Genomic DNA, 12780 nt, shown 5'->3' with positions numbered 1-12780 from the left:
CACCCGGCCGCCCCGCGGGCATGTGCGCGGTGTGGACGACGACCAGTGGGGGTGGAGGCGGCATGGCCTTCTGGGACAACCTGTTCGCGGGGAGGTCGGCCCAGTTCGACTCGGGCAACTCCGCGTCGAACGCGATCGACCTGACGAAACGGCGCCCGTCCGTCTCGCTCACCAAGCAGGGCGCCGCCTCCGGCAATCTGCGGGTGAACCTCTCCTGGCGGATGCGGACCTCCGACCTGGAGGGCCGTTCCCGCCAGAGCCGGCAGCTGCTGCGGCACCCCTCCCAGCTCTTCAAGCCCGAGGTCGTCCAGGCCCACACCCAGGGCATGGTCAACGTCGACCTCGACCTGGGCTGCCTCTACGAGCTGGCGGACGGCAGCAAGGGCGTGGTGCAGCCGCTGGGCAACTTCTTCGGCGACCTGAACGCGGCCCCCTACGTCAAGCTGAGCGGGGACGACCGCTTCGGCGGCTCCTCCGGCGAGACGATCTTCGTCAACCTGGACCACAAGGACGAGTTCAAGCGGCTGCTGTTCTTCGTCTACATCTACGACCAGACGCCGGCCTTCGACCGCACCCACGCCACGGTCACGCTCTACCCGAGCAACGGCCCCCGGATCGAGATCGAACTCGACGAGCGCGCCCCGCAGGCCCGCTCCTGTGCGGTCTTCTCCGTGGAGAACGTCAAGGGCGAGCTGACGGTCCGGCGCGAGGTGCGGTTCGTGTACGGCTTCCAGGCGGAGCTGGACCGGCTGTACGGCTGGGGCCTCCAGTGGGGCCGGGGCTACAAGACCAGGGCGTGACCGCGGCCCGTGCGCTCAGGACCGCACGAACTGGGGGCCCATCGGCGGCATCCGGAAGTCCGGGGACGGGTCCCGGTCGGGAACGCCCACCGGCTGCGGATAGCCGTACGCGGGGGCCGGCGAGGGCTCCGGCTGCCGCGGGTGGTCGTAGGAGGGCGCGCGGTCCGGCCTCGGCGGCACCCCGGGGAGCGGCGGCACGGGGGCGTGCACCACGGTCGCCTCGGGGTCGGGGGAGCCGCCGGCGGGCGTGCCGTGGACCGGGGAGCCGGTGACGGGGGAATCCGGGCCCGGGGTCCGCGGGGCGCCGGGCAGGCCGTCCTGGCCCTCCTGCGCCCCCTCCTGGGCGTCCTCGTCGACCGAGATGCCGAAGTCGGTGGCGAGGCCGACGAGCCCCGTCGGGTAGCCCTGTCCCACCGCGCGGAACTTCCAGCCGTCCCCGCGCCGGTACAGCTCGCCGCAGATGACGGCCGTCTCCTCGCCGGTCTCGGCGATCACCTCGAACAGGGCCAGCGGCTCGTCCCCGGCGCCGGCGGACGCGTCGTACAGCAGGATGCGCAGGTCGGAGACGGAGCGGAAGGTGCCGCCGTCGGAGGAGGCGGCGATCACCACCCGGTCGACCGAGGCGTCCAGACCGCCCAGGTCGGCCTCCACGGTGTCGGTCAGTCCCGCGGCGTCCCGTTTCTTCGGCAGCCGCCGCACGAGCCCCGAGGGGTGGCGCGGCTGGTTGTAGAAGACGAAGTCCTCGTCGGACCGCACGCGCCCGGACGGCCCGAGCAGCAGGGCCGAGGCGTCCACGTCGGGGACCCCGGCGCCCGGGGTCCAGCGGAGCACGGCCCGTACGGCCGCGGTGTCGAGAGGGACGTTGGAGCCCTTCAGCATCGCGTGCGTCATGACCGCAATCCTGCCCTCCCGGCCGACCCGCAGACAACGCGGGGGCGGCATCGATGCGGGACCGGGACGGTGGACGCCGCCGGGTCATCCGGATTTCACATCGCGAGGGAACCGAGGACACTCGCGTCTACGTACTATTACCGGCCACGTACCGTCGGGGTACAGACGGGACATCGAACGGCAGACGGGGTACTCATATGCGTCATTTCGGGCACATCCCGTCCGCGAAGCGGACCGGGCTGTTCCACCGGGAGCCGGCCGAGTTCACGGCCGACTCGCCCGCGCGCACGCTCGCCGTGGCTCTGGGCGCCACGCTCTACAGCCCGGCCACCCGGCCCCGGCTCGCCGACGCCGTGCGCAAACAGGCCGCCCGGGGAGTGGTCTCCATGGTGCTCTGCCTGGAGGATTCCATCGGTGACGCCGACGTGGAGGCGGGGGAGGACAATCTCGTCCGGGAGTTCGCGGATCTCGCCGCCGGCGGGACGGACGTCCCCCTGCTCTTCATCCGGGTCCGCGAGCCCGGCCAGATCACCGATCTCGCCGACCGCCTCGGCGAAACGATTCGCCTGCTGTCCGGATTCGTACTGCCCAAATTCACCGAGAGCCGCGGGCGGGCCTTCCTCGACGCGCTGGCCGAGGCCGAGCGGACCAGCGGCAGGCGCCTCTTCGCCATGCCCGTCCTGGAGTCCCCCGAACTCCTCCACCTGGAGACCCGGGTCGAGACCCTCACCGGAATCGCCTCGATCACCCGCGAGTACCGCGACCACGTCCTCGCCCTGCGCCTCGGCGTCACCGACTTCTGCTCCGCCTACGGACTCCGCCGCTCGCCCGAGATGACCGCGTACGACGTCAAGATCGTCGCCCACGTCATCTCCGACGTCGTCAACGTCCTCGGCCGTGCCGACGGCACCGGCTTCACCATCACCGGACCCGTCTGGGAGTACTTCAGGCCCGGCGAGCGCATGTTCAAGCCCCAGCTGCGCCGCAGCCCCTTCCTGCAAGGACGCGCCGAGGACCTGCGCACGGCGCTCATCGAGCACGACCTCGACGGCCTGCTGCGGGAGATCGAACTCGACCGGGCCAACGGCCTGCTCGGCAAGACCTGCATCCACCCCACCCACGTGGGGCCGGTGCACGCGCTCTCCGTGGTCAGCCACGAGGAGTGGAGCGACGCCCAGGACATCCTGCGGCCCGAACGGGGCGGCGGCGGGGTGCTCCGCTCCGCGTACACCAACAAGATGAACGAAGTGAAGCCGCATCGCGCGTGGGCCGAACGCATCCTCCTGCGCGCCGAGGTCTTCGGCGTCGCCAGGGAGGACGTCGGCTTCGTGGATCTGCTCACCGCCGGACTCGCCGGCTGACGAAGGGACGTAGACGACGTGGTGTGGACCGGAACGTGGGTCGCGGAGCGACTGGGCGTCGAACTGACCGGCGGCGAGGAACTGAGAGACCTGCTGGGCCTCGCGCTGCGCCGCAACCCCAGACGCGCGCACCTGCTCGTCTCCGGCGTGCTCGGCAAGCACGTGCCGCAGCGCCCCTCGGTCGTGTACGGCGCCGGCCTCGACCTCGGCCGGCGCGTCCGCGCGCTCCTCGGCGACGAGGAGGCCGCCCGCTCGGTCGTCCTCGGATACGCGGAGACCGCCACCGCCCTGGGCCACGCCGTCGCCGACGGCCTCGGCACCGCCCCGTACCTCCACTCCACCCGGCGCCCGGTCCCCGGCGTCGCCCGCGCGGGCGGCTTCGAGGAGTCCCACTCCCACGCCACCTCGCACCTGCTGCTCCCCGAGGACCCGAAGCTGCTGGCCGGCGACGGCCCGCTGGTCCTCGTGGACGACGAGTTCTCCACCGGCAACACCGTCCTCAACACCATCAGGGCCCTGCACGACGGCTACCCGCGCGAGCGGTACGTCGTCGTCGCGCTCGTGGACATGCGCTCGGCCGCCGACCTCGGCCGGCTGGAGGCCTTCGCGGAGGAGATCGGCGCCCGCGTCGACCTGATCGCCCGCGCCGCCGGCACGGTGCGCCTCCCGGAGGGGGTCCTGGAGAGGGGCCTGGCCCTGGTCGAGGAGTACGGGGCCCCGCCCGCCCCCGCGCCCCCGGCACCCGGCCCGGCCCCCGTACGGGTCGCGCTCGACTGGCCCCGGGGGCTGCCCGACGGCGGACGCCACGGCTTCACCCCCGCGCACCGGGAACTCCTGGAGGCCGCCCTGCCGGCCCTGGCGGAACGCGTGGGACGGGCCCTGGAGACCCCGGAGGGCCGGGACGCCCCCGCCGCCCCCCGCCGCGTCCTCGTGCTCGGCTTCGAGGAGCTGATGTACACGCCGCTGCGCCTCGGCACCGCCCTGGAGGAGGCCGGACACGACGTCCGCTACTCCACCACCACCCGCTCGCCCGTCCTCGCCGTCGACGACCCCGGCTACGCGATACGCACCCGGCTCGTCTTCCCCGCCCACGACGACCCGGCCGACGGCCCCGGCGAGCGCTACGCCTACAACGTCGCCGGCGCGGACTTCGACGCCGCCGTCCTCGTGGTCGACTCCGCCGCCGACACCCCGGCCCTGCACGCCCCGGACGGCCTCCTCGCCCAGCTCGCGGCCCACGTCCCGCACGTGGTCCTCGCGGTCGTGCCCTCGTACGTGCCCGGAACCGCCGCGGCCACCGACGCCCCCCGCACCCCCGAAGCTCCCGAAAGGAGCTCCATGCTGCCCGAGCCCCTCCGCGGCCCCGCCTTCTCCTCGTACGCGCCCGACGAGGTCGGCTGGCTGCTCCAGGACCTCTCGGGCGTCGAACTGGAGGCCCCCACCGAGGAACGCGAGGAGGCCGTCCAGAGCGGCGGCGCCCACTATGCCGAGTCGCTGCCCGTCGAGTACCAGCCCAGCGAGGAGTACCAGGCGCTCTTCCAGTCCGCCCTGGAGGCCTCCGCCGGCCGGATCGCCCACGCGGTCGGCACGGTCACCGAGACCGTCCTCGCCGAACGGGCCGGCCGGCCCGTCCTCGTCTCGCTCGCCCGCGCCGGCACCCCCGTCGGCATCCTCATGCGCCGCTGGGCACGGCTCCGCCACGGCCTCGACCTCCCCCACTACGCCGTCTCGATCGTGCGCGGCCGGGGGATCGACGCCAACGCGCTGCGCTGGCTCGCCGCCCACCACGACCCCGCCGACGTCGTCTTCGTGGACGGCTGGACCGGAAAGGGCGCCATCACCCGCGAACTCGCCGAAGCGCTCAAGGACTTCGACGGGTTCGACCCGGACATCGCGGTCCTCGCGGACCCCGGCTCCTGCGTCCGCACCTACGGCACGCGCGAGGACTTCCTCGTCCCCTCCGCCTGCCTCAACTCCACGGTCTCCGGCCTGGTCTCCCGTACCGTTCTCCGCTCCGACCTCGTCGGGCCGGACGACTTCCACGGCGCCAAGTTCTACCGCGAACTCGCGGACTCCGACGTCTCCGGCGCCTTCCTCGACGCCGTCACCGCCCGCTTCGCCGAGGTCACCGGGACCGTCGACACGGACGTCAAGGAACTGCTCGCCGCCGACCGCACCCCCACCTGGGAGGGCTGGGCGGCCGTGGAGCGGATCAGCGAGGAGTACGGCATCCACGACGTCAACCTGGTCAAGCCGGGCGTCGGCGAGACCACCCGCGTCCTGCTCCGCCGCGTCCCCTGGAAGATCCTCGCCGACCGGGGGGCCGGCGCCGACCTCGCGCACGTACGGCTGCTCGCGGAACAGCGCGGCGTACCGGTCGAGGAGGTCGACGGACTCCCGTACAGCTGCGTGGGCCTGATCCACCCCCGGTACACCCGGGGAGCGACGGGCGCCGACGGCAGGACGGTGGCGTCCCGGTGAGCACGACGACGAACCCGGCCCCGGCGCCCGTCCTGGTCGCGAGCGACCTCGACCGCACCCTCATCTACTCGGCCGCGGCCCTCGCCCTCACCGCGCCGGACGCGCTCGCGCCCCGGCTGCTCTGCGTCGAGGTCCACGAGTCCAGGCCGCTCTCCTACATGACCGAGGACGCGGCCGGCCTCCTCGCGCGGCTGGCCGACGAGACCCTCTTCGTCCCCACCACCACGCGGACGCGCAAGCAGTACCAGCGCATCCGGCTCCCGGGCACCGCGTCGAAGTACGCGATCTGCGCCAACGGCGGCCACATCCTCGTCGACGGCGTCACCGACCGCGACTGGCACGCCTCCGTCCTCGACCGGCTCGCCGACGAGTGCGCGCCGCTCTCCGAGATCCGCGCCTACCTCACCGCCACCACGGACCAGTCCTGGGTGCGCAAGCACCGGGTGGCCGAGGACCTCTTCGCCTACCTGGTCGTCGAACGGGACCTGCTCCCCGAGGAGTGGCTGGGACTCTTCGGCCGCTGGGCGGGGGAGCGCGGCTGGACCGTCTCGCTCCAGGGCCGCAAGGTGTACGCGGTGCCGAAGCCGCTCACCAAGGGTGCGGCCGTCCGCGAACTCGCCCGCCGCACCGGCGCCGCGCTCACCCTGGCGGCCGGGGACTCCCTCCTCGACGCCGACCTGCTGCTCGCCGCGGACCGGGCCTGGCGGCCCGGCCACGGCGAACTGGCCGACGGCGACTGGACCGCCCCCCACCTCGACGTCCTCGCGGAACGAGGGGTCGCGGCGGGGGAGGAGATCCTGCGCCGCTTCCGGACGGCGGCGGCCGGCTAGGACGCGGTGCCGGAAGTCCCGCCCGGCGGCGCCCGGCACGCACGTCCCGGCCCGCGCCGGCCCGTCCCGGCCCGTCCTGGGGTCAGCCGCAGCAGCCCCCGCCGCAGCAACCGCCGCCACCGCCCTGCGCGGGGGCGGCGGTGCCGCTGCCGCCGACGGCCACGGCCGACAGCAGCTTCACGGTGTCGTCGTGCCCGGCGGGGCAGGCGGCCGGATCGGAGGACTCGGCCATGGGCCGACTGAGCTCGAAGGTGTCGCCGCAGGTGCGGCAGCGGTATTCGTAACGAGGCATGGGAACAGGTTAGGCGGTGTCCCGCCGGGGCGGCCCGGGCGACGGGAACGACGGTCCGGTGTCCGGCGGGGCGGGCGGGAGCGCCGGAACGGACGGAGGCGTCGGGGCGGTCGAACCGGGAACGCCGGGGCCGCCGGACCGGGCGAGGGTGCCGGGACCGGCCGGGGCGGCGAAGCAGACGGAACCGACGGGGCGCAGGAGGGAGCCGACGGGGGCCGACGGGAGCGGGCGGGAGCCGGTGAAAGCGGCGGGCCCGGCGGGCTCAGTGCCCGGTCCCCGTTCCCGTCCCCGCGCCGGCCCCCCGCTCCTCCCGGATGTGCCCGACGACCCGGGCGGCGGTGGCGCGCACGGCCTCCAGCTCGGTCAGGAAGTGCCAGTAGTCGGGGTGGCGGCCCTCCAGCGTCCCGACGGCGCGGTCGATCCGCGCGACGGCCTCGTCGAGGGGCCGGGCGTGGCGCGGATCGGGGGTGGTCCGCCCGTCCATCGCGAGCCGCTGGGCGTCCCGTACGGCGAACCTGGCGCGGTCGGTCTCGGCGTTCGGGTCCTTCGCGACGGCGTCCAGGCGGCGCAGCCGGTCGCCGGCGGCCGAGACGGCCTCGTCGGTGGCGTCCAGGAGGGCGCGGACGGTGGAGAGCAGCGAGGTCGCGTCGGGCCAGCGCTGTTCGGCCCGCGCCCGTCCCGCCTCGGCGAGCCGCTCCTCCGCCTGGCGGAGCGTGTCGGCGGCCTGCTCGGGCACGTGCTGGAGGTCCTGCCAGCAGGCGGCGGAGAACCGCCGCCGCAGCTCGGAGAGGACGGGCTCGACCCCTCCGGCGCGGGTGGTCAGCGCCTCGGTGCGGGTGCGCAGGGAGACGAGGCGCCGGTCGATCTCGGCGGCGCGCGCGGGCAGCCGCCCGGCCTCGGCCCGTATGGCCTCGGCGTCCCGCAGCACCCGGTCGGCGCGCTGCAGGGTCCCGGGGACGCCGTGCCGGCCCGCGCCCTCGTTGAGCCGGGTCAGCTCGGGGCCGAGCCGCGCGAGCCGCAGCGCGAGGTCGTCGGCGCGCAGCCCGCTCTCCCGCACGGAGTCGAGGGCGTCGCTCGCGCCCCGCAGGGACTGCCGGGCGCGTTCGACGGCGGGCGCGAGCCGGGCGAGCTGGGTCTCGGCGCGATCGAGCAGCGGGGCGAGACCCGCCTCGAACCGGTCCAGTTCGCCCTTCACGCGGTTCAGCTCGTCCCTGGCCCGGGTGAGGTCGGCGCGGGCCCGGGCGGCGGTCGCCCCGTCCAGTTCGTCGTGGTCGAGGTCGTGGGCGTCGACGGCGGTGATGTACGCGTGGCTGACCTCGTCGATGCGACGCCCCAGCGCCTCGAAGCCCTCGACGGCGCGGAGCGCCTCGGGCGAGCCGTCGACGGCCGTGATGGTCTCGATGGAGATCCGCAGTCCGCGCTGGGCGGTGTCGAGTTCGTAGAACGCGGCCGCGGCGGCGTCCTTCGCGGCTTGCGCCTCGGCCCGCTGACCCTCCCCGCGCCCCCCGAACCACCGCCGGGTCCCCCCGCCGGCGAAGGCCTGCGGCAGCAGTGCCACCGCCACCAGCGGCAGCGCGAACGCCAGCCGGAACGCGGAGGAAACCCTGGGCGCCGACGCGCTCCTCGTATCGCTCGCCGCCACGTACCTCTCCCGTGCTGTGTCCGCCGTGCCCGGTCCGGGTCCATTCTCCCACCCGGTGGGGACGAACACACGGGCCGGTCAGTTCGCCGTCCGGACCGTGACGTCGCCGTTGTCGCTGCGGACGTTCACGGCGTGCCCGGTGCCTTCGCGGCGGGGAACGTCGAGGCGGACCCGGCCGTTGCCGCTGCCCCCGGTCACCGCGTACTCGGCCTTCGGCACCTCCACGGTGATCCCGCCGTTGTCGGTGACCACGTCGACCCTGCGGGGTACGGCTCCGAGGGCGATCCGGACGTCCCCGTTGTCGGACCGGGCGGTGACGTCCCGCGAGGTGGTGCCGGCGTCGACGACCACGCGGCCGTTCCCGCTGTCGAGGTCGAGTGCCCCGCCGGCCTTCCGCACCCGTACGTCCCCGTTGCCGGACCGCACCTTCAGGGGCGTGGCGAACCCCTCGGCGGCCACGCTCCCGTTGCCGCTCTCGACGGTGACGGCGACGTTCCGGGGCACCTGGACGCGGTGCAGGGCGCCGCAGTGGGAGGCGACGGCCTCGCACGCGACCCGCAGCGTCAGCCGCCCGCCCTCCAGCTTCCAGGTCGCCTCGGGCCCCGACCCGATGAACACCCAGCCGTCGACCTGCCGCTCGACGCGCACGCCGTCCACGTCGGCGGGCGTCACCTCGAGCCGCGAGTCGTCCGAGTCGACGACGAGCGACGTCCCGGCGAAGGCGAAGTCCTTCCTCTCCACCGGCGCCCCCTCGGCGTCGGCGGCCCCGCACCCGCCGAGCGCGAGCACGGCGGCCAGGGCCCCGGCGGAAACGGACAACACACGGAACGGACGACCTGCGACCATGACGACCCAACCCCCAGAGGAACACGACGTTCCCCCGACGGTACGGTCCCGCCACACGGCGTCACGATCCGGCGACCCACCGTCTCCGGGGTGGGGCCAGCCCCCGCACCCACCCCACCCGCCTCCCGGGTTTGCGGCACCCGCCCACGGGCCATGTAGGCTGTTGCTCCTCCCACGGGTGCGTAGCTCAGGGGTAGAGCGCTGCTCTTACAAAGCAGATGTCGGCGGTTCGAAACCGTCCGCGCCCACCAGCACGAAGGCCCCTCGCCGATCATGGCGAGGGGCCTTTGACATCTATTTCTGACATCAACGGGAGCGGTCGATCACGACCGGGGACGACTCCTGAGCAGCCGATCCACGTGACCCACGGCCTCCCGCTGCGTGTCCTGGACGACGTGCGTGTACACGTTCATCGTCACGGCGATCTGGCTGTGCCCGAGGATCTCCATCACGACGCGGGGCGGGACGCCGGCGGCGGTGAGGAGGGTCGCCGTACACATCAGCGACTACATCTTCTGGGACTCAGACCCCGAGCTGACTCCCGAGAAGGTGGTCGACAGGGCCATGACCTACAAGCCGATCGCCCTCTGAGGCCAGCGCGGTCAGACTTTCTCTAGTTCATCAAGGCACCCGCTGCGCGCGGCCCGGCGCCCGGGCTTGCGCTCCTGTCTCCGCCCCGCTCCAGCCCGACCGCCGGCCGCACGCCTGACAGCTCGGGTTGATGGCGACGAACCACGACGCGGCCGAGGCCGTACGGGAGTGCGGCTCAAGACGATGCCTCCGGCGGGGGCGCTCAGGCTCCGGGATGGAGGGGGTCCGTGGGCAGGTGCCGACCGGTGGGTTGTGTCGGTGGGGGACTCCCATTCCGTCTGCCGTCGACCCAGGCAGAGCCGAGCAGACACGGCACCGGGCGTCCAGGTCGTTCGTCCAGTTGGGCGCTCCACCTGGACGCCCGGCACCGCGCCTGCTCCACGGTGTGTGGGTCGACGGCAGACGGGATGAGAGTCCAGGTTGATCGTGGACGGATCGCCTACTCCATGGTCCCCTCGGAAGAACCGATGACATGACGCCTCTTCCTGATCACCGCCTGCTTGACGTAGAAAGTAAGTAGCGTGAGAAGGCCGAAGTGAGAAATTAACACATTGGCAATAACTAATGACTTACCCATCCACTCCGGCGCATCACCGTCATCCATTGCAGGGATCCACAGAAAGAGGGTGCAGGCGCTGATCAGCCAATTTCCCGTCTCTTTGGGGCGCCGTCCCGCCCGCAGCTCAAACAGGACCGTAAGTGAGAGCCAAAGGATGAAACAATAAAGACTTCCCGTGGTGAGCACAGGGTTCAAGTCCATGTACTCGCTTACGAAGCGCACCTGATACGGCCACTCAAAAATCAGCAGACCCGCAAGGAGGAGCAATGGGCAGACCTGGAGTGCGAGCCGCCCAAAGCGCTTTACCCGCATCTCGTGGCGCACAATAATGTCGGCCAACCCCTCAAATAGAGGGTTGGGTGCCCTGTTGGGGTCAACGCCATCCAGGGCTCGCACGACAGCGGCGAATGCTTCTTCGAGGGTGAAATCCCTGAGTCTCATTCCAGTCGAATCGATATAACTCTCCAGCTGCTCCGCAAATGACGGTATGGTATCTGCGTTCAGGAGGGCGGTTCGAGGGATGTGGACACGCTTGACGGGATTATCGGTACGCCTAAGTTCCGCAGTCAAGTTCACCCAATAGAGTTCTTTCGTGTCGATGTCGAATACGATACCGACAACGGGGATTCTGCTCTCTCTCCAGTCGTCTGAATGATCTCCGACAGGAACTATGTACCCCTTGGCTCGCTTATATTTTTTGCCAGCTTTTACCTGAATGGCAAGAACGTGTCCTGTCCGTCGCCCGTCTCGCGTCAGCAAGACATGTAGATCCTCGCCGTGATCGTTTCCTCCATCAATTTCTTGGACGATGTGTCCATGATCTTCAAGCAGAGACCGCACCGCGTTAACACCAGCTCGCTCAATGCGGAGGCTTGGTCGAACCCGTGCCATGCTCCCCTCCCCAGTCACTGTCACGGTAGCGGTGACTGTGCCCGAGGTCAGGTGATCTTGCGATTTTCCCTCCGGCTGAGTGCCCTGGCCATCAGCCACGGCCCCTGTGGGCTGTCGCTCCTGCAGCCGGGGCTAGCTGCGCGCCGCCAAGAGCTCTCCTGGGGGGCAGGCTGCACCAGAACCAAGCAGGACCATGAACGACGGCGATCCGCCGGCCGCTTGAGTCGAATTAGGGTGCCGTGGGGCAGGTGAGGCCGTACGATCGCGCTACGTACAGGCACGCATGATCGGAGGGGTCCCATGCCTCCTCGCCCCCGGTGGTGGCACACACTGCAAGAGTCGCGTAGGCAGGCGTGTAGCGCGATCGACTTTTATAACAGGCCAGGCGATAAAGGGAGTTATCTGGACTTTGTCGTGCATATGCATCTAGCCTGGCAGAACCTCCTCCATGCGCATTTCGAAAAGAATGGCATTGACTTTAGCTATAAGGATAAGAGCGGCCGACCGCTCAAGACTAAGGATGGAGACGTAAAAACCTGGGAGTTGCTGCGCTGCGCCGAGGAGGCGTATGCGGAAAACGACCCAGTCCGAAAGAATATCGAGTTCTTCGTTGGCATTCGAAACAAAGTTGAGCATAGGTTCCAGAAATCTCTGATCGTGGCCACCGGTGCCCGTGCGCACGCCCTGGTGATCAACTATGAAGCCGAGTTGACAGCTAGATTTGGTGGCGATCACAGCCTGTCCAGCGAGCTCCGCTTTCCTATTTTTGTGCAATCTCTCACTCCGCAAGGAGTTGAAGAGCAGCTAGAGATCAGGAGGAAGCTCCCAGCGAAGGTAAAAACGTACATCACTCGCTTTGAGGCTGATCTAACTGACTCGGTGAAGGGGAGTGAACGCTATGAGTACCGGGTGCTTCTAACCCCGCTTAAGGGGCCTAAAAGTGAAGCTGACTTGGCGGTGACATTCCTAAAGGCGGAAAGCCTGAGTGACGAAGAGCGCCAAGATTTGAAGAGCCGAAGCCGGACAGGTTCCGTAATTATCACGGAAAAGCAACGGGACATCTACTTGAAGGATGCCCTTTCCCCCGCTAAGGCGTGCGCAGAAGTTGCTTCGCGACTTCCTTATGTGTTTCAGCAGCACCACTTCACTAAGATGTGGCAGAAGCATGGCGTTCGTCCGGCGACGAGTGATCCCAGTAAGGAGCGAACTGACACTCGGTATTGCCTCTATAATGCAGCTCACGACAATTATGTATTCACGAAAGCTTATGTGGAACGCTGCATCAAGGAGATTGACGCTCCGGAGAAATTCCGTGCATTTTTCGGAAAGGATCCGATCTCTAATCCCGAGTAAAGAACCCAAGCCGCGTGGCTCGGCTTTGTTGCTAGGAGTTGCAGCCTAAGCCTGACGAACAGCGCGCCTCCAGACGGTCGGCTGGCGCACAGATGTCGCCAGTGGCGGGGCAGGGCGAAAGAGGCGTGGCCGACTTGCAGACCAGCGAGGTACGCAACCCCGCTCCTATTGCACGAGCCCTCCGGAGCCGTGTGTCAGAAGCCCCCGGCAGGGATGCTGGGGGCTTCGTACTCTTACGTGTAG

Annotated in this window: 10 protein-coding genes, 1 tRNA gene and 1 pseudogene; 6 read left to right on the top strand and 6 right to left on the bottom strand. The window is 70.3% G+C overall.

What is annotated here, in order from left to right; all coding sequences use genetic code 11:
* Nucleotides 1-62: 62 nt before the first annotated feature.
* The gene (locus tag ACZ3IL_RS06790; RefSeq protein ID WP_467387347.1) at nt 63-800 is read left to right on the top strand and encodes a TerD family protein; all 738 of its coding nucleotides are present in this window, start codon (nt 63-65) and stop codon (nt 798-800) included.
* A gap of 15 nt (nt 801-815) precedes the next feature.
* Here ACZ3IL_RS06790 and ACZ3IL_RS06785 read toward each other — a convergent pair whose 3' ends face one another.
* Nucleotides 816-1700, bottom strand: coding sequence for a TerD family protein (locus ACZ3IL_RS06785; protein ID WP_467388184.1), 885 nt, complete (start codon nt 1698-1700; stop codon nt 816-818).
* Nucleotides 1701-1888: 188 nt separating this feature from the next.
* Here ACZ3IL_RS06785 and ACZ3IL_RS06780 point away from each other — a divergent pair, with 188 nt between their 5' ends.
* The 3 genes from ACZ3IL_RS06780 to ACZ3IL_RS06770 are packed head-to-tail and all read left to right on the top strand — an operon-like array spanning nt 1889 to nt 6363.
* Nucleotides 1889-3052 carry an HpcH/HpaI aldolase/citrate lyase family protein gene (locus ACZ3IL_RS06780; protein WP_467387345.1) on the top strand — a complete coding sequence of 388 codons (1164 nt, stop codon included), beginning with the start codon at nt 1889-1891 and terminating at the stop codon, nt 3050-3052.
* Nucleotides 3053-3070: 18 nt separating this feature from the next.
* Complete coding sequence (locus tag ACZ3IL_RS06775; RefSeq protein WP_467387343.1) at nt 3071-5533, top strand: phosphoribosyltransferase; 2463 nt, start codon at nt 3071-3073, stop codon at nt 5531-5533.
* Nucleotides 5530-6363: an HAD family hydrolase gene (locus ACZ3IL_RS06770; protein WP_467387341.1), complete on the top strand. Its 834-nt coding sequence runs from the start codon at nt 5530-5532 to the stop codon at nt 6361-6363. Before ACZ3IL_RS06775 ends, ACZ3IL_RS06770 begins: the two co-directional genes overlap by 4 nt.
* Nucleotides 6364-6445: 82 nt before the next feature.
* Here ACZ3IL_RS06770 and ACZ3IL_RS06765 read toward each other — a convergent pair whose 3' ends face one another.
* From ACZ3IL_RS06765 to ACZ3IL_RS06755, 3 genes are all read right to left on the bottom strand, one after another.
* The gene (locus ACZ3IL_RS06765; RefSeq protein WP_467387339.1) at nt 6446-6655 is read right to left on the bottom strand and encodes an FmdB family zinc ribbon protein; all 210 of its coding nucleotides are present in this window, start codon (nt 6653-6655) and stop codon (nt 6446-6448) included.
* A gap of 262 nt (nt 6656-6917) precedes the next feature.
* Nucleotides 6918-8240, bottom strand: a complete 1323-nt coding sequence (locus ACZ3IL_RS06760; RefSeq protein WP_467388182.1) for a hypothetical protein — start codon at nt 8238-8240, stop codon at nt 6918-6920.
* Nucleotides 8241-8375: 135 nt separating this feature from the next.
* Complete coding sequence (locus tag ACZ3IL_RS06755; protein WP_467387337.1) at nt 8376-9119, bottom strand: DUF4097 family beta strand repeat-containing protein; 744 nt, start codon at nt 9117-9119, stop codon at nt 8376-8378.
* A 200-nt stretch (nt 9120-9319) separates the two neighbouring features.
* Here ACZ3IL_RS06755 and ACZ3IL_RS06750 point away from each other — a divergent pair.
* Nucleotides 9320-9394, top strand: a tRNA-Val gene (locus ACZ3IL_RS06750).
* A 72-nt stretch (nt 9395-9466) separates the two neighbouring features.
* Here the strand turns inward: ACZ3IL_RS06750 and ACZ3IL_RS06745 are convergent.
* Nucleotides 9467-9637, bottom strand: a pseudogene (locus tag ACZ3IL_RS06745) (tyrosine-type recombinase/integrase); the annotation flags it as partial.
* Between the two features lie 536 nt (nt 9638-10173).
* Complete coding sequence (locus ACZ3IL_RS06740; RefSeq protein WP_467387335.1) at nt 10174-11184, bottom strand: DUF4365 domain-containing protein; 1011 nt, start codon at nt 11182-11184, stop codon at nt 10174-10176.
* Between the two features lie 300 nt (nt 11185-11484).
* On the opposite strand from ACZ3IL_RS06740, the gene ACZ3IL_RS06735 reads away from it, so the two are divergent.
* Nucleotides 11485-12537: a DUF3644 domain-containing protein gene (locus ACZ3IL_RS06735; protein WP_467387333.1), complete on the top strand. Its 1053-nt coding sequence runs from the start codon at nt 11485-11487 to the stop codon at nt 12535-12537.
* Nucleotides 12538-12780: the final 243 nt, after the last annotated feature.

Source organism: Streptomyces sp. NPDC014907 (genome assembly GCF_055562975.1).
This window is presented reverse-complemented; position numbering and strand designations above follow the sequence as displayed.